Genomic DNA, 19832 nt, shown 5'->3' with positions numbered 1-19832 from the left:
GCATCAGCGTCCTGTTCGCCATGCTCCGCGACGGAACCTTCTACGAACCCAGAACCCCACAGCCTGCTTGACGAAAGACATAGAGGCACCCCCCCCGGGGCGGCACGAGTCCCCTGGGCCGCCGCGCGTGGGCACGGCCTCCCTGCGGGCGGCGTGGGCAGCCACGCGGTCGCCCGGGCGGGACGCCGGGCGACCCGACCGCCGCGTCCTCCGCCGGCCCGGAGACCGGTCGGCTGGTGGGGGCTCGACTGCCGGACCGCCGGGGGTTGTTCGCCGTGGCGTTGTCGCACCGGGCCGAGGGGGCAGACTCGGGGAAGGAGACCGCCCGCGAGCTCGGGGGACACAGGGGTCGCCCGGCGCGGGCCGTGGGTGGGCCGCTCGCGCGGTTCCCCGCGCCTCGCGGGGCGCCTCACGCGGCCGGCGTCGGAGAGCTGAGGAAGGTGCGCATGGCGAAGGCAGTCCAGCAGCCCGGGGGCGCGGGTCGGACCAGCGTCTGGCTGGAGGGCAAGGCGCGCCGCCGCGGCCGTGGCGGCGGGCAGCCGTCCGGACTGGACCGCGACCGGATCACCGACGCGACCGTCCGCCTGCTGGACGCCGAGGGCCTGGCGGGGTTCTCCATGCGGCGGCTGGCCGCGGAGCTCAACGTGACGGCGATGTCCGTCTACTGGTACGTCGACACCAAGGACGACCTCCTCGAACTCGCCCTGGACGCCGCCTTCGGGGAGCTGCGGCTGCCCGACCCGGACGCCGAGGAGGACTGGCGCGACCAGCTGCGCGGGCTCGCCACCGAGTACCGGGCCCTGCTGGTGCGCCACCCCTGGCTGTCGCCGCTCGCCGGGACCTTCCTCAACATCGGCCCCAACTCGCTCGCCTTCTCGGGCACGGTGCAGCGCGTCATCCGCCGGACCGGGCTGCCCGAGTACGGCCTGACCGGGGCGATCTCCGCCGTCTTCCAGTTCGTCTACGGTTACGGCACGATCGAGGGCCACTTCAGGGCCCGCTGCACGGACGCGGGCATGGCCCCGGACGACTACTTCCGGCACGCGATGGACGCGGCGACGGGGTCCCCCGACGACGCCGGCGCCCTGCGGGATTCCGCGACCCTCATGGCGGCCCGCGGCGGCGACACGGTCGGGGAGATGCTGGAGCGCGACTTCTCCTTCGCCCTGGAGCTGCTGGTGGCGGGGATCGAGGCGATGGTGCGACGGGTGGAGCAGGAGCGGCCCGCCCCGTCCTGAGAAGGGCCGGAGCGGTGGGTTCGTTCGTGGGCGACCGGAGGCGCGGCCCGCTCGCCCATTGCCCATGACCACACGGTTCACCCGGGGGCGAGCGCCTCGGCCAGATCGTCGTACACGGGTACGTCCCGCCGCACGCCGGTCAGCTCCAGGACCCGGCTCGGGATGCCGTCGGGTTCCGCCACCACCCGCAACCGCACACGGGAGTCCAGCCGGTCCCGGACGTCCTCGACGAGGCGGGCGCCCTGGGAGTCCATGAAGACCGTCCGCGTCAGGTCCAGGACGAGCACGGGCAGCCGGCCCGTGCGGGTGCCGGCGAAGGACAGGATGCCCGCGCAGAGCGCGGAGGCGTTGGACAGGTCGATCTCCGGGGGCAGAACGAGCACGGTGCGGCCGGGAAGGTCGCGCACCCGGCACGGACTCGGGTAGAAGGTCACGGCACTCACCTGCAAAAGAGAGACGTCCATCCGGATTTCGGGAGGCCGCTTCCTGACCTGGGGGCCCATTCCACCATCGCCGGGCCCCCGGTTCCAAGGGGGGACGGACAATCGCCCGTACGGGTGAGGCCGGGCGCGCGGAGCGGGACGTGGCGCGGGACGTGGCGCCCGGCCGCCGGTGGGGACGGGGCCCGAGGGATCCGAAGGGGCGCCTCCAGGGGCCATGACGGGGGCGTGGCCCGGGCGCGCCGGGCGGGCCGGAGCCGGGTGGGCGCGGGCACGGGTACGGAGCTCAACCGGGCGGAAGTCCCCACGCAGAACGGGATAAGGTTCTGTTCGTCCTGTGCTCGCAGTCGGGAATGTGCTGCGGAGCTCTCCTGCGCATGGCCGCACGGCCGTGCATGCCGAAGAGGTTCGTGGTGCCTGCGTCCGACTTTCCTGATCTGCCCGGTTCCTCCGGGGACTTCGAGCTGGCCGAGGCCCTGACGGCGGCGGCTCGGCAACTGCACGCGTCCGGTACTCCCGACAGCACGATCCGCACCGCCGTCCGACTGGCCGTGCGCATCCTGCCGGGCGCCGACCACGCCGGCATCTCGGTGCGGGAACGCGGCGACCGCCGTCGCGCCGTCGCCTGGACCGACGAAGTGGTGCGCAAGGCCGAGGGGCCGGCCGGGCAGAGCGACGAGCCCCCGTACTGGGACCACCTGTGGCAGACGCCGGTCGTGCGGCTGGCGGACAGCGAGACCGAGGGCGGCGGCGGACTCCTGGCCGATCTCGGCTTGCGCTCGGCCCTCGCGCTGCGGCTGCGCGCCGACAAGCGGCGGCTGACCGTGCTCACGCTCTACGCGCGGGAGCCGCGCGCCTTCGACGAGACGGCGGCGCGGATCGGCCGGCTGTTCACGGCGCACGTCAGTCTCGCGCTGGAGTCGGCGACCGTGCGGGAGCAGCTCACCGAGGCGATGCGCACCCGGGACCTGATCGGCCAGGCGACCGGCATCCTCATGGAGCGCCTCGACATCGACGCCGCGGAGGCCTTCGACAGCCTGGTTCGCGCCTCGCAGCGGGAGAACGTCAAGCTGCGCGACCTGGCCCGCCGCGTGGTGGACTCGAACAGGTCCGGCTGACGGCGACGCCCCCGCGGGCCCGCCCGACGACGGCGGCCCGCGCCGTGGTGGCGCGGGCCGCGGGGGCGCAGGCAGGTGGGGGCGGAGGGCGTCCGCCCGCCGTCACGCGGACGGCAGCGACTCGCCCTGGACCGCCTGGATGTCGAGTTCCACCCTCAGCGTGGTGCCGACGGCGGCGATGCCCGCCTGGAGGACCTGGTTGTAGTTCATGGCGAAGTCCTCCCGGTGCAGCTCCGTGGTCGCGCGGAAGGCGGCCCGGGTGCCTCCCCAGGGGTCGGCGCCGGTGCCGAGGTAGGCCAGGTCCAGGTCGACCGGGCGGACGACGCCGTGCATGCCCAGCTCGCCGTGGACGGTCCAGCGGTCGGAACCCGCCACCGTCACACCCGTGGAGCGGTAGGTGATCTCCGGGTACGCCTCGACGTCGAGGAAGTCCGGGGACCTCAGGTGCCCGTCGCGCATGCGGTTGCCCGTGTCGATGGAGTGCGCGCGGATCACCGCCTCCACCCGGGACTTGGTGACGTCGTCCGGCGCGATCTCGATGGTGCCGGAGAACTCGGTGAAGCGGCCGTGCACGCTGGAGATGCCCAGGTGCTGGGCGACCGCGGCCACCGAGGAGTGCGCCGGGTCGACGGTCCACGGTCCCGGCGGCGGCAGCTCGGTGCCGCCCCGGCGGGCCAGGGTCACCGTGCCGATCTCCGCCCGGCCGCTCGCGGTGACGATCGCGCTGGAGGCGGTGGGCGCGTAGCCGACCGCCGTGACGATGACCGTGTACGCCCCCGGCGCCAGGGCGGTCGCGTCCCGGACCGTGCCCTCCTGGTCGGCCTCGGCGCGCACCACCTGCGTGCCCGTCATGTCGGTCACCGTGACGACCGCGTGCGACACGGCCCATCCGTCCCGGGTGCGGATCCTCGCGGTCAGTCCCATCCCGTTTTCTCCCTGCGAAGTATTGCAAACCGGTCGTAGAAAACCGGCCCGCGTGGGGCGCACCTCCGCTCGGAGCGCGCCCCGCACGGGCCGGGTGGTGCCTACTCGCCCGGGTGGGCCAGTTCGATGTCGTGGTCGTCGACGCCGCGGCCGCTGACCGACAGGGCCGTCGCGACCGGCGGGTAGCCCGTCGCGATGACGGTGTACTCACCGCTGTTCAGGTCGGTGAAGGCGTACGCCCCGTCCGCGCCGGTGGTGGCCGTGCCGACCACGTTGCCCGCCGCGTCCACCAGCGTCACACGGGCGTCCGCGAGGGGACCGTGCGGGGCGCGGACGACGCCCTGCACCTGGGCGCCGGCGTCGAGGTCGATCTCGACCCGGGTGACCCCGGTGCCGCCCACCTCGACCGGCAGGGCCCGCGGCCGGTAGCCCTCGGCGTTCACCGCGACGGTCACCGCGCCGGGCACCAGCTCCGCGAAGGAGAACTCGCCCTGCTCACCGGTGGTGCCGGTGGCCAGCAGGTCCCCGCGCACGTCGGTGACGATCACCATCGCGTCCTTGACCGCCAGCCCGCTCTCGGCGGCCCGGACCAGACCGGCCAGGCCGCTGGTGCCGCTGAGCAGGATGTCGTAGGACACCGGCTCGCCGGCCACGACGATCGTGGAGGCCTGCGGCTGGTAGCCGTCGGCCGCCGCGATCAGGACGTACGAGCCCGCGCCCGGCGCGTCCACCGCGTAGGCGCCGTCGGCCTGGGCGACCGAACGGCCCAGCTGGCGGCCCGTGAGCGAGATCAGCGTGACGGCGGCCTGCGGCACCGGGGCGCTCTCGGCGCCGCGGACGAAGCCGCGCACCGGGATGCCGCTGCCGTCACCGGCGGCGGATCCGGCGGACGCCGCGGCCGCGAGCCGCTGCGTGCCCTCGGGGCCGGCGCCGGTGGTGGCGGCGGCCCCGAACCGGTCGGGCGCCTGCCCGCCGGCGGGGGAGCCGGACTCGGCGAGGGCCTGGGCCTCCGCGACGGTGGGGGCGGCGGCCGGGTCCACCGGGGGGGCCTCGCCCTCGGAGGCCTGCGCCAGGGCGCCCTTCGTCCGCAGCGGGACCTCCTTGATGAACAGGCTGATCAGGAAGGCGACGGCGGCCAGCGCGGCGGCGATCAGGAAGACGTCGGCGATGCCGTGGCCGTAGGCGCTCTCCATGACCGTGCGCAGCGGCGCGGGCAGCGCGTCCATGTCCGGGATGCTGCTGTTGGCGGAGCCGGACCCGGCCATCGCGGCGGCGTACTTCGGGTCGAGGGTCGCCAGGCCGTCCTTGACGTAGTCGGTGATCCGGTGGGCCATCACCGCGCCGAGCGCGGAGACGCCGACCGCACCGCCGAGGCTGCGGAAGAAGGTGACCGTGGAGCTGGCCGAACCGAGGTCGCTGGGGGCCACCTGGTTCTGCGTGCACAGCACGAGGTTCTGCATCATCATGCCGACGCCGAGACCCAGCAGGGCCATGAAGACGCCGATCTTCCAGTAGTCCGTGTCGTACCGGATGGTGCCCAGCAGGCCCATACCGGCCGTCACCAGGACGCCACCGCTGACCAGCCACGCCTTCCAGCGGCCGGTGCGGGTGATGAGCTGGCCGGAGACGGTGGAGGAGACGAACAGACCGCCGATCATCGGGATCGTCATGACACCCGACATCGTCGGGGACTTGTCGCGGGCCAGCTGGAAGTACTGGCTGAAGAAGACGGTGCCGCTGAACATGGCGATGCCGACGAAGAGCGAGGCCAGCGACGCGAGTGTGATGGTGCGGTTGCGGAACAGGCGCAGCGGGATGATCGGCTCGCTCGCCCTGGACTCGACGAGGACGAACAGCGCGCCGAGGACGACCGCGCCGGCGACCATCGTGTACGTCTGCCACGACAGCCAGTCGTACTTGTCACCGGCGAAGGTGACCCAGATCAGCAGCAGCGAGACGGCGGCCGAGATGAGGACGGCACCGCCCCAGTCGACCTTGACCTCACGCTTGACCACGGGCAGGTGCAGGGTCTTCTGCAGCACGATCAGCGCGATCACCGCGAAGGGCACGCCGACGTAGAAGCACCAGCGCCAGCCCAGCCAGGAGGTGTCGGTGATGACACCGCCGAGCAGCGGGCCGCCGACGGTGGCGACGGCGAACGTGGCGCCGAGGTAGCCGGAGTACCGGCCGCGCTCGCGCGGGGAGATCATCGCGGCCATGACGATCTGTGCCAGGGCCGACAGGCCGCCGGTGCCGATGCCCTGGACCACACGGCAGGCGATCAGCATGCCGGGGTTCTGCGACAGACCCGCCGCCGCCGAGGCGACGACGAAGATCACCAGGGCTATCTGGACGAGCGCCTTCTTGCTGTACAGGTCGGCGAGCTTGCCCCACAGGGGAGTGGAGGCGGTCATCGACAGCAGGGCGGCGGTGACCACCCAGGTGTAGGCGGACTGGCCGCCTCCGAGGTCACTGATGATCTCCGGCAGCGCGTTGGAGACGATCGTGGACGACAGGATCGCCACGAACATTCCGAGCAGCAGCCCGGAAAGCGCCTCCATGATCTGCCGGTGCGTCATCGCAACGCCGCCGGAGGAGCCTCCCCCGTGCTTGGCGTGAGCCCGCACACCGGCTGGTGTGGTCGTTGCCATGGGCTTCCTTTTCTTACGTGCTTGCGGGTGTACGGGTGGTCTGTTCGACTACGGGTGCGGGGATCCGGTGCGGTGCGGACCGGCAGTCGCCGAAGCTCGCGCGCAGGCGCGTCATCAGCCGGATGAGCTGGCCGACCTCGTCGTCGGTCCAGTCGCTCAGCCGGTCGGCGAGCAGGTGGGCGGTCCGCTCGGACAGATCGTCGAGCCGGTTCCGGCCCTCGGCCGTCAGGCGCAGGATGCGTGAGCGCCTGTCCGCCGGGTCGGGGAGCCGTTCGATCCAGCCGCGCTCGGCGACGTGCGCGACGTGCCGGCTGGTGACCGACATGTCCACGGCGAGCAGCTCCGCGAGCTTGCTCATGCGCATGTCTCCGTGGCGGCCGAGCAGTGTCAGCACGGCGGCGGAACCGGCCGGGCAGTCGGACGGCAGGATGCGTCCCATGTCCCGTTTCACGGCGCCGACGGCGCTGAGCTGACGCGCCAGCTCTTCGTACTGGGCGCGCTCGGCCATCACACCTCCCGTATTCGTTGCTTAGGGCAACCATAGAGCTGTTGGTTGCTGCAGGCAAACAAGTACGGGGTGTGGGCCGCAAAAACTTGACAAAGGCAAGTATTGCTTGTGTAAACGCCCAGCTCAGCCGGGCCGCCGGGGGGTGCGGCTGGTCCGGCCGGGATCGGCGCAGGTGCCGGGCCGTCGCTCGGGCCTCGGGAGACGCGTGCGGCCGGCGTCGGCCGTCCTCGACCGGGTTCGGCCGGCCCGGACCTCTCAGGGCCTTGCCGGCGACCGGCCTTTGCCCGGCCCGGCCGCTCCGCCGGGCAGCGGCAGCCGTGGGGAACCCCGCCCGCCGACGGCCGGTACCCGGAGGATCCGGACGGATCGGCGGGCTCCCCGAACCCTCAGGACCCCCAACTCCACCCGGGCTTGGGCCCATCCCGCGGATTCGCTAGGGTCTCGGGCCATGGCTAACACCCAGGGCCCCCAGGGCAACTACGACCCCGCCGGCAGCACCCAGATGTTCCGCGCGTTCGTCGACGAGGCGGCCCCCCAGGCCACTCCGCAGCAGGCCCAGTCGGGTCCGCGCGTGGGCCTGATCGCCGGGATCGTCGTCGCCGTTGTGATCGTCGCCGCGGTGGCCTGGCTGGCGCTCAAGTAGAAACCGCCGCACCGTCTCAGCGGCCGCGCTCCTCGGGCGAGGGGCGCGGCCGCCTGTTCGGGCTGCACATCCGGCGGTGGAGAGGTCCGGGGATGGAGACGCCCGGCGGTGCAGGTCCGGCAGGTACACCGGGTGGCGCGCACCGCGTGCGGGAACCGGGGCCGCATGTACCTCGGGCGGCAGCCGCCGTGGGCGGCACCCGGCGCCGTTCCGCGGGCACGGCCCGCGCGCCTACGCCTCCGCGCACGCACGGCGCCCGCACACGCTCTCAGCCGCATGTCCCGCGTGGGCTGCCGCGCCCCGACGGACGAGGAGCCGTCCGGCGCTGCCGCCCGGCCGAGCGCCGGGGCCGCTTGACCGGGGGCGGACGGACGACGGCCGCCGACGCGACCGTGTCGGCGCTTCGGCGGCCATGGGCCGGTGCCTCCCGCGTCGGGGAGGTCCCGAGGTCCGCGGAGACCCAGGGAACTCAGTCCGAGATCAGGCCCTCACGCAGCTGAGCCAGCGTCCGGGTCAGCAGCCGGGAGACGTGCATCTGGGAGATGCCGACCTGCTCGCCGATCTGCGACTGCGTCATGTTGGCGAAGAAGCGCAGCATGATGATCTGCCGCTCGCGGGGCGGCAGCTTGGCCAGCAGGGGCTTGAGCGACTCGCGGTACTCCACGCCCTCCAGAGCCTGGTCCTCGTAGCCGAGGCGGTCCGCCAGCGAGCCCTCGCCGCCGTCGTCCTCGGGCGCCGGCGAGTCCAGTGACGAGGCGGTGTAGGCGTTGCCGACCGCCAGGCCGTCGACCACGTCCTCCTCCGACACGCCCAGCACGGCGGCAAGTTCGGTGACGGTCGGGGACCGGTCGAGCTTCTGGGAGAGCTCGTCGCTGGCCTTCGTCAGCGCCAGCCGCAGCTCCTGCAGGCGGCGCGGGACGCGGACCGACCACGAGGTGTCGCGGAAGAACCGCTTGATCTCGCCCACGACCGTCGGCATCGCGAACGTCGGGAACTCCACGCCCCGCTCGCAGTCGAACCGGTCGATCGCCTTGATCAGGCCGATGGTGCCGACCTGGACGATGTCCTCCATCGGCTCGTTGCGCGAGCGGAACCGGGCGGCCGCGTAGCGGACCAGCGGGAGGTTCAGCTCGATCAGGGTGTCCCGGACGTAGGCGCGTTCGGGGCTGTTCTCGTCGAGTGCGGCGAGCCGCAGGAACAGGGAGCGGGACAGCGTACGGGTGTCGATGTCCTCCGGGGCCGGCGGGGCCGGCGTGGGGGCGGTGGGAAGGGCCGGGGCCGGAGCGGCCGGCAGGGCCACCCCCTCGTCGAGAGCGTCGAGGGCGCCGAGCGCCTCGGGCGCGCCGTCGCTCTTCATGAGCGTGAGCACCTTGGAGCTGCCCTGATCTGCGGACATGCCACCCCCTCTGGGTCGCGGGACGGTCGCGGCCGGCCTCCTCGGCGAGGAGAACGCAGCCTTCACCTGAATACCGGAGCCGAAGCCGCGGCAAACGCGCTTCCCGCAGAATGTCACATGTCGGCAACGCGCCGTAGTGACATGTCGACATCTGGAACGGCAATCCGTCCTGCACACACGGGACCTGACGGTCTTTCGGGGTGTGGATGTCGGTATCCGCGCTGATGAGGGCATTCCCCCGTACGGGTTAGGCCTCGATCCGGTTCGCGGACCTCAGCCGCTGGAAGCTACGCGCCAGTAGCCGCGAGACGTGCATCTGCGAGACGCCGAGCTCCGCGCTGATCTGCGACTGGGTCAGGTTGCTGTAGTACCGCAGCAGGAGGATCCGCTGCTCCCGCTCGGGCAGCTGGACGAGCAGGTGGCGCACCAGGTCGCGGTGTTCCACGCCGTCCAGGGCCGGATCCTCGTAGCCGAGCCGGTCCAGCAGGCCGGGCAGCCCGTCGCCCTCCTGGGCGGCCTCCAGGGACGTCGCGTGGTACGACCTCCCCGCCTCGATGCAGGACAGCACCTCCTCCTCGGTGATGCGCAGCCGCTCGGCGATCTCGGCGGTCGTCGGGGAGCGCCCGAAGGCGGTCGTCAGGTCCTCGGTGGCGCCGTTGACCTGCACCCACAGCTCGTGCAGCCGGCGCGGCACGTGCACGGTGCGGACGTTGTCGCGGAAGTACCGCTTGATCTCGCCCACGACCGTGGGCATCGCGAACGTCGGGAACTGCACGCCGCGGTCGGGGTCGAAGCGGTCGATGGCGTTGATGAGCCCGATGGTGCCCACCTGGACGACGTCCTCCATCGGCTCGTTGCGGGAGCGGAAACGGCCTGCCGCGTAGCGCACGAGCGGGAGGTTGGCCTCGATGAGCGCCCCGCGCACGCGGGTGTGCTCCGGTGTTCCGGGTTCGAGCTCCTTCAGCTGGGCGAAGAGCACCTGGGTCAGTGCCCGCGTGTCGGCGCCGCGGCGTTTGGCCGGTGCCTGAGCGGAAGCCTCTTCCTGGGGCGGCGCAGTACTGGCCGACACGGTCAACGCCACCTCTTCGTCGATCAACTCATCCGTCAAAAGCGGTCATAGCATCACAAGACAGGTGCACCGTGTTCAAGCACCGCATAGTCACGTGTTGGCGGAGGAAAGCAGGCCGTCGGAAGCGGAAAAGCCCCGCACCGGGAGGGTGCGGGGCCGGCCGTCGTGAGGTGGTGCGGTCGCGGGGTTCAGAACTCGTAGTCCGCCATCACCCACGTGGCGAACTCGCGCCACAGCGCGACGCCCGCCCGGTGCGCCGGATGGTCCAGGTACCGCTGGAGGGCGTCGGCGTCCTCGACGGCCGAGTTGATCGCGAAGTCGTAGGCGACGGACCGGTCGCTGACGTTCCAGCCGCACTCCCAGAAGCGCAGGTCGCCGATCTGCCCGCCGAGGGCGCGGAAGGCCTCGGCGCCCGCCACGACGCGCGGGTCGTCGCGCTGGACGCCGTCGTTCAGCTTGAAGAGGACCAGGTGGCGGATCATGAGGTACCTCCGTGGGCGACCCAGCCCATGAAGTCGCCGAGGGCCTTGGCGGCGTCCGATATGCCCTCGAACCCTATCTGCACGTAGTCCGCGGCCTTGGCCGGATCCGTGATGATCAAGTAGAGCACGAAGACCACGACGACGTAGACGGCGATCTTCTTGGCGTTCACGGCCACCGCGGCCTCCCCCTGTCGCTGACTGCCCGGAGCGCTGTTCATGATCGCACGAAGGGCCCCGCCGTGCGGCGGGCCCTTCTTCGGCGGTAGCGGAGGGATGTGAACCCTCGGTGACTTGCGCCATACTCGCTTTCGAGGTCTGTTCGCGGTAACGGGGCACGATCCGCGGCCGTTCACCCGCGTTCATCCCCGTCCTCGCGCCCGTTCCGCGAACCGCCGTGAAGGGGTCCTGACGGCAGTGAATGAGACGGAAACCGAGACGGAGCGCGACGGGTAGGGCGCCATGGTCCACCACGGCCACGGCCGCGCGGTATGAGCACATGGTCGATTCCGTCCGCAGCGATGTTGCCCGACAGGTCGACGGGCTGATCCGGGAGTCGGACGACGAATGACGACGCTCTCGCCGGCGCGCCTGTTCCTGCTGGCTGAAGCTTGAGACGAAGGGGCGGCCCTTGATGGTTGCCCCTTCGTACGCACTCAGGGTGGCAGCGGGTCGGCCCGGTGCTAGTTGTCGAACATCTCCCGCGAGGCCTGGCGCTGGCGGTCGGTTTGGGTGTTGGCGTAGTTCTGGGTTCGGGTGGGCTCCGTGACCTGGTCACTGCCGTAGACGTAGCACGTGGACTCCCTGTTGTACGTCGTGCTGTACAGCGTGACCTCGTACAGGTTCTCGTCAGCGTTCACGCATTGGATGGATCGGACGATCCCGTCGTGGTACACGCCGTTCTTGCTTTCGCGGTGACTGACGATGCGAATCTTCTTGTTCGGGTCCGGCTGGAGTTCTGCGACCGTGGTCATGGCTACCTCCCTTGGGTTGTGGGTGGGTGCTGATGCGCAGCGAGACGACAACGAGCAGCGTCTGCACGGTCACGTGCTGCCGTCGACAGTGCACGCCGCACAGGGGGAGCGGAATCCACCAGGCGGCCTACAACGGCTGACACCATGAGCCGAGCGACTTGGCGAACACTCCATGAGTGTCCGCTCGCCCTTCCCAGTGGATCCTCGGACGGGTCGGTAACGGATGGTGGTCAATGGGGAACTATCTGCCATGCATGCGGCCGAGTGATCACGCAGAGGGGCACATGAGCGAGCAAGAAGTCACCTTCCACACCCGACCCGATTACACGGGCGACGCCCACACCTACAGGGTGGGAGCCAACGAGAACCTGCACCCCGGCGAGCTCAACGACAGGTTCAAGTCCGTCAGGGTCGGCCGGAAAGCCAAGGTCCTGGCCTGGCAGCACGCCAACCAGACCGGCAAGTATCGGGAATGGGAAGTCGACCAGCCGGACATCTCTGACATCGGCGGGCTGACCCGGTTCAAGGTCGTCGAGAGCACCACGCTGCCCATCGCGGTCCGGCTCCAGGACCTCACCGGATCCCAGCCCGGGCGGTACAGCCTGAAGGTCGCTTCCTACGACGTCGGGGACACCGTCGTCCGCTCCGGCGACCCGGAGTACGGGCTCGTCGGCGTCATGCCCGAGGACGGGCCGCCGGTCACCAGTGCCATCTACGTCCGCAACGAGCTGTCCGGCGCATATGTCGCCCTGGGGGCCATCTACTTCGCCTGGAACTCCGGGACCAAGTCGATCGACGTTGCCGACGCCTCGAACGTCCCCGAGAACCTGGACTACTCGCGCGACGACCGCAACCGGTTCACCTTCAAACTCACCGAGGTGTAGGGGCCGGAGCGCACCCGGACCGGGCGCTCGCGTCTCGCGCCGGACGCGGCGACCGCGACGATCCACCTCATTGTGTGGCCGTCGCTGGGCTGAATGAGACGGAAACTGAGACGGGAGGCCACGAAGGGCCCGGTCCATCGGACCGGGCCCTTCGTCTGCCAGCGGTAGCGGAGGGATTTGAACCCTCGGTGACTTGCGCCACACTCGCTTTCGAGGCGAGCTCCTTCGGCCGCTCGGACACGCTACCGAGGGAGACCTTACAGCAAGGTGCCCCGAGGTTTGAAATCCGTTCCCCCGGGGCTGTCGGCTGCCGGTCGCTGCCGACGGGCAGCGAAGGAAACCGCTGGAAGAGGACGGACGGCGACGGCGGGACGGCGGAAAGCGGCGGGAGCGGCGGACACCGGCCGGGCGGCGGGAAAGCCCGGCGTCCGCCGCGGCCGGTGACTCCCCGGACCGGTCTCCCGGCGTCCGGAGCGGCCGTCCCTCCCGGGACCGGGCGGGTCAGCGGGTGCGGAAGAAGTCGGTGAGGACCTGGGCGCACTCCTGCGCCAGCACGCCCTCGATCACCTCGGGGCGGTGGTTGAGCCGGCGGTCCCGCACGACGTCCCACAGGGAGCCCGCGGCGCCCGCCTTCTCGTCGCGGGCGCCGTAGACCACGCGGTCCACCCGCGAGAGCACGATGGCGCCCGCGCACATGGTGCACGGCTCCAGCGTCACCACGAGCGTGCAGCCGGACAGTCGCCACTCGCCGACCGCGGCGGCGGCGCGCCGGACGGCCAGCACCTCCGCGTGCGCGGTCGGGTCGCCGGTGGCCTCGCGCTCGTTGTGCCCGACGGCGAGCACGGTCGTGCCGTCGGCGGCCAGCACCACGGCACCGACGGGCACGTCCCCGCCCCGGACGGCCAGCCGGGCCTCGTCCAGGGCGAGCCGCATCGCCGGCCGCCAGGGCTCGCGCACCGGATCGGGCGCATCGGCCGGATCGGGCGGATCGGCCGGATCGGGCGGATCGGCGGGATCGGGTGTACCGCCGGGATCGGGTGTACCGCCGGGCGCGGAGGCGCCGCCGGGCGCGGGCGCACCGCCCGGCGCGGGCGCACCGCCCAGGGGCGGCGTGTCACCGTCGGGGGGCGTGCCGTGCGGCCCCGGGGCGCCGGGGGAGTGGCCCTCCGGGGCCGGAGAGCCGTCCGGGGCCGGAGAGCCGTCCGGGGCCGGCTCCGGTGCCGTTCCTGTCTCCTGCACGGTCAGCGGACGGTCTCCAGCACCTCCGAGGCGCCCAGGGCCTCGGCGATGGCGCTCAGCGCGTCGTCCGCGTCGAGGGCGCGCAGCTCCTTCTCGCCGACGCCGAGGTCGTCGAGGATCTCGCCGTCGCCGAGGGGGCCGTGCGTGATGGTCTCGGCGGAACCGGGCTCGTCCTCGTCCTCGGCGGACGCGGGCTCACCGTCCTCGGTGCCGTCGAGGTCCAGGGCGTCCAGGTCGGGGACGTCGTCACCGGGCTCCCGGCCGAGCAGCTCGTCGGTGAGCAGGATCTCGCCGTACGAGCTGCGGGCCGCGGCGGCGGCGTCCGAGACGTAGATACGAGGGTCGTCCTCGCCGTCCACGCGGACGACGCCGAACCAGGAGTCCTCCTGCTCGATGAGGACGAGCACCGTGTCGTCCTCGGTCGAGGCGTCCCGGGCCAGGTCGGCCAGGTCGGCCAGCGTCTCCACATCGTCGAGCTCCGTGTCGCTCGCTTCCCACCCGTCTTCGGTGCGCGCGAGCAGTGCGGCGAAGTACACCGTGACTCTCCCACTGGTCATAGGGTGCCGGTTGGGAATCCCCCCGGCGGAGGTTCTGGGCGGAGAGAGCTGGGCTCCGAGCCCCACCCACTCGGAATCGTGGCAGAAACAAGGCGCTCAGGGGATGTCTTCAGCCCCCTGTGTCCGGCACTTTCGACCGTAGTTCCATGACGGGCCACCAGCACGCTCATTGCCGCCTTCTGCGGATCGTACGCGGCTTTTCCGGGCGTCCGAGCACGCCCACCGCCGCAACGCCGGAGCCGTCGTGGATCTTTCCGGCGCGCACCCGGCGGGCTTCCGCCGGTAACCCGGCCGGTGTCCCGCGGTAGCCCGTTCGGTCTCCCGGCCGCTGTCCGTGCCCGGCCCGCCCGGTGTCCGCGCGGGGCACCGGACGGCGCGTGCCGACCACTCCGACCTGCCGGTTCCCGGTTCTCACCAGCGGAACGTGCGCATCCGCATCGCGTGCCGCAGCCGGGCGGCCTTGGCGCGGCGCGGCTGGACGCGGTCACGCAGCGCGCGCGCCTCGGCCAGCTCGCGCAGGAACCGGGCGCGGCGCCGCCGGCGCTCGGCGTCCGTCTCGGGCAGGCCGGGCGTGTCCGGCGTGTCCGGTTCCGGATGCTCCCGGCGAAACGACGGATCCCCGCGGAATTCCCGGTCAGGCATTGGTTCACCACCCCAGTCCGTCTCCCCACGTTCCCCCCGGCGGCCGGTTTGATGCCGGAAAGACGCTGGACGGGGGGCCGGGCCGGTGCGGGCCCGGCAGTGGGCGACGGCGGGCGGGCGGGCGGTCACAGGGCCCGGTTAGTGTTGTGCCCATGCGTCTCCACGTCGTCGACCACCCCCTGGTCGCCCACAAACTCACCACCCTGCGCGACCGCCGCACCGACTCCGCGACCTTCCGCCGGCTCGCCGACGAACTGGTCACCCTGCTCGCCTACGAGGCCACGCGGGACGTGCGCACCGAACAGGTCGACCTCGACACCCCGGTGGCCCGCACGACCGGCGTCAAGCTCTCCCACCCGCGTCCGCTGGTGGTGCCGATCCTGCGGGCCGGCCTCGGCATGCTGGACGGCATGGTGCGGCTGCTGCCGACCGCCGAGGTGGGCTTCCTCGGCATGATCCGCAACGAGGAGACGCTGCAGGCCTCCACGTACGCCACGCGCATGCCGGAGGACCTCTCCGGCCGCCAGGTCTACGTCCTCGACCCGATGCTCGCCACCGGCGGCACGCTGGTCGCGGCGATCAAGGAGCTGATCAGGCGCGGCGCCGACGACGTGACCGCCGTGGTCCTGCTGGCCGCGCCCGAGGGCGTCGAGGTCATGGAGCGGGAACTGGCCGGCACCCCGGTGACGGTCGTGACGGCCTCGGTCGACGAGCGCCTCAACGAGCTCGGCTACATCGTGCCCGGCCTCGGGGACGCGGGCGACCGGATGTACGGGGCCGCCGAGTAACCGGCCGCCGTTCCGCGGGACGCCGCCCGGCCGCCCCGCCCCGCGCCGGGCCGCCCGGTCACCGGGGCGTACGGCGGCTCAGCACCCCTTCTTCTTCGGGGTGGGCGTCTTCGGCGCGGGTGCGGCCAGGGCCGTCAGGGCCTTGTCGGCGTCGGCGCGCGGCGTCAGCGCCTTGAAGCCGTCCCCGATGATCAGATCGATGTCGGCGCCCTTGCGGGCGTCCGCGCGGCGCTCGGCGGTGGTCAGCTGCGTGGCGAGCACGGGCAGCGAGGTGTTCAGGGACGAGGCGGGGCCCAGGAGGAGCCCGCTGCCCTTGACCTTCTTGTCGAACTGCTGGGTGGCGTTGCCCACCTGGCCGATGCGGAAGCCCCGCTTCTTGAGCTCGTCCGCGGTCTGCTTGGCCAGGCCGCTGCGGGGCGTGGCGTTGAAGACGTTCACCGTGATCCCGCCCGGCTTGGGCAGCACCCGGGGCGGGGTCGTGGGCGAGGCGCCCGTCCGGGCCGACGTGGTCAGCGCGGGAGCGCACTCCGTTCCGGCGCCGCCCGCCTCGGCCCTGCCGCCGCCGGTGAAGACGTCGACGAGCTGCAGCGTGCCCCAGCCGAGCACGCCGAGCGCGACGACGGAGGCGACGGACAGCACAACGAGCCTGCCGCGCCGACGGGGCCTGCGCATTCGCGGGTACTTGTTCCCCGTGATCCGGTACTGCCCGCCCATGCCGGGGGGAGTCAGCATGCTCATGAGCGCAGCGTAGTGTGCGCGGGCGGTGATTCCTACTAGATGATCATTGGACGGGGCTCAGCAGAACCCGAAAGGTCCACACCGGGTGCCGCATGACGGTCCGGGGGACCGGGTCGGGCGGTGCGCAGGGATGGGGTCGCCGGCCTGCGGGGACGCGCTCCGGTGGTCCGAGGGGAGGCGGTCGCCGGTCCGCGGCGACGTGCTCCGGCCGTTCGCCGGGGCCCGGTTGGGCCGTCCGTGTGGGGATCGCGCTCCGGCCGTCCGCGGGGACGCGCCACGGCTCTTCACGGGGTCCGGTTCGGCCGTCCGTGCGGACGACGCGCTTCGGCCGTCCTGCGGACAACGAGCGTCGGCGGGCCGTGGGGAAGTGGCTCCGGCCGTCCGCGGGGAAGGTGCTCCGGCCGTCCGTGGGAACCCGGTTCGGCCGTGCGAGCGCGCTCAGTCCAGTTCGAGCACGCGCGCGTGCAGCACCTGGCGCTGCTGGAGCGCCGCCCGCACCGCGCGGTGCAGACCGTCCTCCAGGTACAGGTCGCCCTGCCATTTCACGACATGGGCGAACAGGTCGCCGTAGAAGGTGGAGTCCTCGGCGAGCAGCGTCTCCAGGTCGAGTTGCTGCTTGGTGGTCACCAGCTGATCGAGGCGGACCGGGCGCGGCGCGACGTCCGCCCACTGCCGGGTGCTTTCCCGGCCGTGGTCGGGGTACGGCCGGCCGTTTCCGATGCGCTTGAAGATCACACGGAAAGCCTACCGGCCCCGGCGTTCCGGGCGCAGCCATGGCGACGGAGTGCGACGTGGGAAATGCCGTGGAAAACCCGGGCAAAGCGGCATCATGCCGCGTGGGGTCCGCGGTGGCGGAACGCGCCGTGGGTGGCCGCTTGCTGTGCGACGGCAGTCCCCGGCGTGACCGTGCGGGGCGCCGGCGTCGCCTCCACGGCAGGTCCGCCGACGGCCGACTCGATCGCCCGGGAGGGGACTTGACCGCTCGTGTGCCGGCTCGCCGTCCGTCCTGGCGGCGTCTCCCGTGGCGCCCCGGCGAGCGCGCCTTCTCTTTGTCCACAGCCTGTGGACAAAGGAGCGCGGCGAGGAGCGCGTTTGAGCCTGCGGCAGGTCCGGGTGGGTGACAGCGGCCCCCTTCGAGCCCGCCACCGGACCCCGCATCGAGCCCGCTCCGGAACGGTCGGCCGCGTTCGGTCGGTCCCGCGTCCGGTCCACGCCGCGTTCGTCCGGCCCCGTGCCGAGCCGGACGCCGCGTGGGCGCCCGGCTCCGCTTCAGCCGCGCTCTCCTTCCTCGGCCGCCGGCGGCCGTCGGTCGGGGGACTCGGGGGCGGGGGACGTCTCCTGACGCACCTGCCGCGGGTGGCTGCGGGCGGCCTCGGCGCGCAGAAGGGCGCGCAGGACCGCGTAGAGGTCGCTGGTCATGGGTGGTTGGTTCCTTGCGTCGTACCTGCCGATGGACCGCGGTGGGGGACCGGCCGGCTCAGCAGCGCAGGACGACGGACCGCAGGGCGCGCAGGAGGGGGGAAGGATGCGGCGGCGCGGCGACGCCGCGGCCCACCGCGGGAGTTGCCGGCGGGACGGGCCGCGGGACGGGCCGCAGGGGGAGGACCGGGGCTCGCTCAGCGTTGCGCACCGGGGGCCGCAGGGCCGCATCGAGGTGGTCCTGCTCGGCGGCGGTACCGCCCGCCTGGCCGGACACCGCCGGGACCGGGGCCGTGAAGCCCGCGGTGTGCGCACCCGGCAGGAACAGGGCGAGCAGGAGGACGAGCACCCGCACACAGCCGCCGCGGCGCGCGGTGCGGCGGACGTGCGGTGCGGTGCTCACACCGGGTCATGTCCCCGCGGCGCGCCCGCGGTCGACCACTCGGGACCCGGAATTCGCCCGCATGGCGTACGACCGCGTACCGGGCGGGGTGGTCACACGGTGCGCGGGACGCGCGCGGCGTGGCCGCGGATCCGGAACGCCGTCACGATCTCGGCGATCCCCACGGCCACCAGCCACCAGCCGGCCAGCAGGGCCAGCACGGCGACCGACTCCAGCGGCGAGACGATCAGGACGGCGCCGGCGGCGAAGGTGAGGAGGCCGAGGCAGATCTGCCAGCCGCGCGCGGGCGCCGTCCGGTCGTGCACGGCGGCCAGCGTCTGCGTGATCCCGCGGATCAGCCAGCCGATGCCGATCCACAGGGCGAGCAACAGGACCGACTGGAGGGTGCCGCGGAAGCAGAACAGGCCCAGCAGGATCGACAGCGCCCCGCTGACGAACGCCAGCACGCGCAGCGAGGCCGCCCTGTGCGTGCCGAACGCGGCCGCCAGCTGGAGCACGCCGCTGACGAGGAGGTACAGGCCCAGCAGGACCGCGGCGGCCAGCAGGGAGGGCCCTGGCCAAACCAGCACCAGGACGCCCAGGACGACGGCCGCCACTCCGGCGGCGAGGACGGCCTGCCAGGCCGCGCGCGAGAGGGCGTGCAGGGGTCCTTCCAGCGGCCGTTCGTCGTGCGGCGGCGGGGCGTGCGGGTCGCGGGCCGCGTGGACGCGGCGGTCGTCGTACTCCTGGCCCCACGGGGAGCCGCTCGGTGGCTCGCTCATGCCCCATGCTGGGACCGGGTGGACGCGAACGGCCAGCGGGGACGGGCCGGTCGGCTGACGCCGGCAGCAGACGGCCGGCGCCGGATCCGTGCCCGCACCGGAGCGTCGGCGCCGGATCTGTGCGGGCACCGGAGCGTCGGCTCCGGATCTGTACACCGGCAGTGGACGGTCGGCGCCGGATCTCCGCCGGCACCGGAGCGGCCGGCACGCGGGTCCGTGCCGGGACCGCGCGACCGGGCAGCCGCCGCCGGGCCGGCGTCGCGCGGGGGTGTCGCCGTGCCGACGGTTGCGGCGCCCGCCGGGGGAGGACCGTGCGAACCGGCACCTCCGGCCCGGCTCTCCCCCGCGCTCAGCCCTTGGCCGGCTTCGCCGCCTTGGCCGCGGCCTTCGTCTCCTGTTTGTACGCCCGCACCTGCGCCAGCGAGTCGGGTCCGGTGATGTCGGCGACGGACCGGAAGGAGCCCGGGTCGCCGTAGGAGCCCGCGGCCTCGCGCCACCCCTCGGGCCGCACGCCGAGCTGCTTGCCGAGCAGGGCGAGGAAGATCTGCGCCTTCTGCTTGCCGAACCCGGGCAGCCCCTGGAGCCGCTCCAGCAGCTCGCGCCCGCTGCCGACGTCCCGCCACAGCGCCTCGGGGTCGCCGGCGTAGTGCTCTACGAGGTACTGGCACAGCTGCTGGATCCGCTTGGCCATCGACCCTGGGTAGCGGTGCACGGCGGGTTTGTCCGACAGCAGCCGGGCGAAGGTCTCCGGCTCGAACGCCACGATCTCGTGCGCGTCCAGGTCGTCGGTGCCCATCCGCCGGGCGATGGTCGCCGGACCCTTGAACGCCCACTCCATCGGGATCTGCTGGTCCAGCAGCATCCCGATCAGTGCGGCGAGCGGGCTGCGCCCGAGCAGCGCGTCGGCCTCGGGGTCCTGGGCGAGGTGCAGGGTGACGTCCATGTCACGATGATCGCCCCG

At 72.7% G+C, this 19832-nt stretch carries 23 protein-coding genes, 1 tRNA gene and 1 pseudogene; 6 read left to right on the top strand and 19 right to left on the bottom strand.

From position 1 onward, the window contains the following. Window positions 1-446 precede the first annotated feature (446 nt). A complete protein-coding gene (locus ABZ920_RS23125; protein ID WP_361508056.1) occupies window positions 447-1238 on the top strand; it encodes a TetR/AcrR family transcriptional regulator in 792 nt (263 codons plus the stop codon). Window positions 1239-1315: 77 nt separating this feature from the next. Here the strand turns inward: ABZ920_RS23125 and ABZ920_RS23120 are convergent, their stop codons facing one another. Further along, window positions 1316-1672 carry an STAS domain-containing protein gene (locus tag ABZ920_RS23120; protein WP_361508053.1) on the bottom strand — a complete coding sequence of 119 codons (357 nt, stop codon included), beginning with the start codon at window positions 1670-1672 and terminating at the stop codon, window positions 1316-1318. A 383-nt stretch (window positions 1673-2055) separates the two neighbouring features. On the opposite strand from ABZ920_RS23120, the gene ABZ920_RS23115 reads away from it, so the two are divergent. Further along, entirely contained in the window at window positions 2056-2796 is a 741-nt protein-coding gene (locus ABZ920_RS23115) for a GAF and ANTAR domain-containing protein (RefSeq protein ID WP_361508050.1), read from the top strand. A 102-nt stretch (window positions 2797-2898) separates the two neighbouring features. Here the strand turns inward: ABZ920_RS23115 and ABZ920_RS23110 are convergent, their stop codons facing one another. From ABZ920_RS23110 to ABZ920_RS23100, 3 genes are all read right to left on the bottom strand, one after another. Further along, complete coding sequence (locus ABZ920_RS23110; protein ID WP_361508047.1) at window positions 2899-3720, bottom strand: YceI family protein; 822 nt, start codon at window positions 3718-3720, stop codon at window positions 2899-2901. A gap of 101 nt (window positions 3721-3821) precedes the next feature. Next, the gene (locus tag ABZ920_RS23105; protein WP_361508044.1) at window positions 3822-6371 is read right to left on the bottom strand and encodes an MFS transporter; all 2550 of its coding nucleotides are present in this window, start codon (window positions 6369-6371) and stop codon (window positions 3822-3824) included. A gap of 13 nt (window positions 6372-6384) precedes the next feature. Beyond that, a complete protein-coding gene (locus ABZ920_RS23100; protein ID WP_361508041.1) occupies window positions 6385-6879 on the bottom strand; it encodes a MarR family transcriptional regulator in 495 nt (164 codons plus the stop codon). 448 nt (window positions 6880-7327) lie between these two features. On the opposite strand from ABZ920_RS23100, the gene ABZ920_RS23095 reads away from it, so the two are divergent. Continuing rightward, on the top strand, window positions 7328-7522 hold the full coding sequence (locus ABZ920_RS23095) for a hypothetical protein (protein ID WP_361508039.1): 195 nt from the start codon (window positions 7328-7330) through the stop codon (window positions 7520-7522). Window positions 7523-7991: 469 nt separating this feature from the next. On the opposite strand, the gene ABZ920_RS23090 is transcribed toward ABZ920_RS23095, so the two are convergent. The 4 genes from ABZ920_RS23090 to ABZ920_RS23075 form a co-directional block, all read right to left on the bottom strand. Next, entirely contained in the window at window positions 7992-8918 is a 927-nt protein-coding gene (locus ABZ920_RS23090) for an RNA polymerase sigma factor SigF (RefSeq protein ID WP_361508037.1), read from the bottom strand. Between the two features lie 247 nt (window positions 8919-9165). Then, window positions 9166-9993 (bottom strand): RNA polymerase sigma factor SigF, encoded by an 828-nt coding sequence (locus tag ABZ920_RS23085; RefSeq protein ID WP_361508088.1) that lies wholly within the window; start codon window positions 9991-9993, stop codon window positions 9166-9168. A 182-nt stretch (window positions 9994-10175) separates the two neighbouring features. Next, window positions 10176-10469, bottom strand: coding sequence for a Dabb family protein (locus tag ABZ920_RS23080; protein ID WP_361508034.1), 294 nt, complete (start codon window positions 10467-10469; stop codon window positions 10176-10178). After that, window positions 10466-10645 carry a hypothetical protein gene (locus ABZ920_RS23075; protein WP_361508085.1) on the bottom strand — a complete coding sequence of 60 codons (180 nt, stop codon included), beginning with the start codon at window positions 10643-10645 and terminating at the stop codon, window positions 10466-10468. The genes ABZ920_RS23080 and ABZ920_RS23075 overlap by 4 nt, the downstream gene beginning before the upstream one ends. Before the next feature lie 284 nt (window positions 10646-10929). Here ABZ920_RS23075 and ABZ920_RS23070 point away from each other — a divergent pair. Further along, a pseudogene (locus ABZ920_RS23070) lies at window positions 10930-11074 on the top strand (site-specific integrase); the annotation flags it as partial. 75 nt (window positions 11075-11149) lie between these two features. Here ABZ920_RS23070 and ABZ920_RS23065 read toward each other — a convergent pair. Further along, window positions 11150-11326 (bottom strand): hypothetical protein, encoded by a 177-nt coding sequence (locus ABZ920_RS23065; RefSeq protein ID WP_361508031.1) that lies wholly within the window; start codon window positions 11324-11326, stop codon window positions 11150-11152. A gap of 398 nt (window positions 11327-11724) precedes the next feature. Here ABZ920_RS23065 and ABZ920_RS23060 point away from each other — a divergent pair, with 398 nt between their 5' ends. After that, window positions 11725-12324, top strand: coding sequence for a beta/gamma crystallin domain-containing protein (locus ABZ920_RS23060; RefSeq protein WP_361508028.1), 600 nt, complete (start codon window positions 11725-11727; stop codon window positions 12322-12324). Window positions 12325-12486: 162 nt separating this feature from the next. Here ABZ920_RS23060 and ABZ920_RS23055 read toward each other — a convergent pair. From ABZ920_RS23055 to ABZ920_RS23040, 4 genes are all read right to left on the bottom strand, one after another. Beyond that, a tRNA-Ser gene (locus ABZ920_RS23055) sits at window positions 12487-12571 on the bottom strand. A gap of 254 nt (window positions 12572-12825) precedes the next feature. After that, the gene (gene tadA, locus ABZ920_RS23050; RefSeq protein WP_361508082.1) at window positions 12826-13257 is read right to left on the bottom strand and encodes a tRNA adenosine(34) deaminase TadA; all 432 of its coding nucleotides are present in this window, start codon (window positions 13255-13257) and stop codon (window positions 12826-12828) included. 308 nt (window positions 13258-13565) lie between these two features. Beyond that, window positions 13566-14099, bottom strand: a complete 534-nt coding sequence (locus ABZ920_RS23045) for a hypothetical protein (protein WP_361508079.1) — start codon at window positions 14097-14099, stop codon at window positions 13566-13568. Window positions 14100-14531: 432 nt separating this feature from the next. Next, window positions 14532-14762 carry a hypothetical protein gene (locus tag ABZ920_RS23040; protein WP_361508025.1) on the bottom strand — a complete coding sequence of 77 codons (231 nt, stop codon included), beginning with the start codon at window positions 14760-14762 and terminating at the stop codon, window positions 14532-14534. A 152-nt stretch (window positions 14763-14914) separates the two neighbouring features. Between ABZ920_RS23040 and upp the strand changes: the two genes are divergently transcribed. Then, window positions 14915-15550, top strand: a complete 636-nt coding sequence (upp, locus tag ABZ920_RS23035; protein WP_361508022.1) for a uracil phosphoribosyltransferase — start codon at window positions 14915-14917, stop codon at window positions 15548-15550. 78 nt (window positions 15551-15628) lie between these two features. Here upp and ABZ920_RS23030 read toward each other — a convergent pair whose 3' ends face one another. From ABZ920_RS23030 to ABZ920_RS23005, 6 genes are all read right to left on the bottom strand, one after another. Continuing rightward, window positions 15629-16264 carry a LytR C-terminal domain-containing protein gene (locus ABZ920_RS23030; RefSeq protein WP_361508076.1) on the bottom strand — a complete coding sequence of 212 codons (636 nt, stop codon included), beginning with the start codon at window positions 16262-16264 and terminating at the stop codon, window positions 15629-15631. A gap of 462 nt (window positions 16265-16726) precedes the next feature. Further along, window positions 16727-17023, bottom strand: a complete 297-nt coding sequence (locus ABZ920_RS23025; RefSeq protein ID WP_004943146.1) for a type II toxin-antitoxin system VapB family antitoxin — start codon at window positions 17021-17023, stop codon at window positions 16727-16729. Between the two features lie 534 nt (window positions 17024-17557). Further along, complete coding sequence (locus ABZ920_RS23020) at window positions 17558-17707, bottom strand: hypothetical protein (RefSeq protein WP_361508019.1); 150 nt, start codon at window positions 17705-17707, stop codon at window positions 17558-17560. A gap of 58 nt (window positions 17708-17765) precedes the next feature. Beyond that, window positions 17766-18110: a hypothetical protein gene (locus ABZ920_RS23015; protein ID WP_361508016.1), complete on the bottom strand. Its 345-nt coding sequence runs from the start codon at window positions 18108-18110 to the stop codon at window positions 17766-17768. 92 nt (window positions 18111-18202) lie between these two features. Then, entirely contained in the window at window positions 18203-18871 is a 669-nt protein-coding gene (locus tag ABZ920_RS23010; RefSeq protein ID WP_361508013.1) for an HdeD family acid-resistance protein, read from the bottom strand. A 349-nt stretch (window positions 18872-19220) separates the two neighbouring features. Continuing rightward, window positions 19221-19814, bottom strand: a complete 594-nt coding sequence (locus ABZ920_RS23005) for an HhH-GPD-type base excision DNA repair protein (RefSeq protein WP_361508010.1) — start codon at window positions 19812-19814, stop codon at window positions 19221-19223. Window positions 19815-19832 lie beyond the last annotated feature (18 nt).

The sequence above is a fragment of the Streptomyces sp. NPDC046831 genome, from assembly GCF_040645305.1.
GTDB lineage: Bacteria > Actinomycetota > Actinomycetes > Streptomycetales > Streptomycetaceae > Streptomyces.
This window is presented reverse-complemented; position numbering and strand designations above follow the sequence as displayed.

What these genes read in the sequence shown, in the direction of transcription:
- ABZ920_RS23125 (WP_361508056.1), top strand. Translation starts at nt 447, where the DNA reads ATGGCGAAGGCAGTCCAGCAGCCCGGGGGCGCGGGTCGGACCAGCGTC.
- ABZ920_RS23115 (WP_361508050.1), top strand. Translation starts at nt 2,056, where the DNA reads ATGGCCGCACGGCCGTGCATGCCGAAGAGGTTCGTGGTGCCTGCGTCC.
- ABZ920_RS23110 (WP_361508047.1), bottom strand. Translation starts at nt 3,720, where the DNA reads ATGGGACTGACCGCGAGGATCCGCACCCGGGACGGATGGGCCGTGTCG.
- ABZ920_RS23105 (WP_361508044.1), bottom strand. Translation starts at nt 6,371, where the DNA reads ATGGCAACGACCACACCAGCCGGTGTGCGGGCTCACGCCAAGCACGGG.
- ABZ920_RS23100 (WP_361508041.1), bottom strand. Translation starts at nt 6,879, where the DNA reads ATGGCCGAGCGCGCCCAGTACGAAGAGCTGGCGCGTCAGCTCAGCGCC.
- ABZ920_RS23095 (WP_361508039.1), top strand. Translation starts at nt 7,328, where the DNA reads ATGGCTAACACCCAGGGCCCCCAGGGCAACTACGACCCCGCCGGCAGC.
- ABZ920_RS23090 (WP_361508037.1), bottom strand. Translation starts at nt 8,918, where the DNA reads ATGTCCGCAGATCAGGGCAGCTCCAAGGTGCTCACGCTCATGAAGAGC.
- ABZ920_RS23080 (WP_361508034.1), bottom strand. Translation starts at nt 10,469, where the DNA reads ATGATCCGCCACCTGGTCCTCTTCAAGCTGAACGACGGCGTCCAGCGC.
- ABZ920_RS23060 (WP_361508028.1), top strand. Translation starts at nt 11,725, where the DNA reads ATGAGCGAGCAAGAAGTCACCTTCCACACCCGACCCGATTACACGGGC.
- tadA (WP_361508082.1), bottom strand. Translation starts at nt 13,257, where the DNA reads ATGCGGCTCGCCCTGGACGAGGCCCGGCTGGCCGTCCGGGGCGGGGAC.
- ABZ920_RS23040 (WP_361508025.1), bottom strand. Translation starts at nt 14,762, where the DNA reads ATGCCTGACCGGGAATTCCGCGGGGATCCGTCGTTTCGCCGGGAGCAT.
- upp (WP_361508022.1), top strand. Translation starts at nt 14,915, where the DNA reads ATGCGTCTCCACGTCGTCGACCACCCCCTGGTCGCCCACAAACTCACC.
- ABZ920_RS23030 (WP_361508076.1), bottom strand. Translation starts at nt 16,264, where the DNA reads ATGGGCGGGCAGTACCGGATCACGGGGAACAAGTACCCGCGAATGCGC.
- ABZ920_RS23020 (WP_361508019.1), bottom strand. Translation starts at nt 17,707, where the DNA reads ATGACCAGCGACCTCTACGCGGTCCTGCGCGCCCTTCTGCGCGCCGAG.
- ABZ920_RS23010 (WP_361508013.1), bottom strand. Translation starts at nt 18,871, where the DNA reads ATGAGCGAGCCACCGAGCGGCTCCCCGTGGGGCCAGGAGTACGACGAC.
- ABZ920_RS23005 (WP_361508010.1), bottom strand. Translation starts at nt 19,814, where the DNA reads ATGGACGTCACCCTGCACCTCGCCCAGGACCCCGAGGCCGACGCGCTG.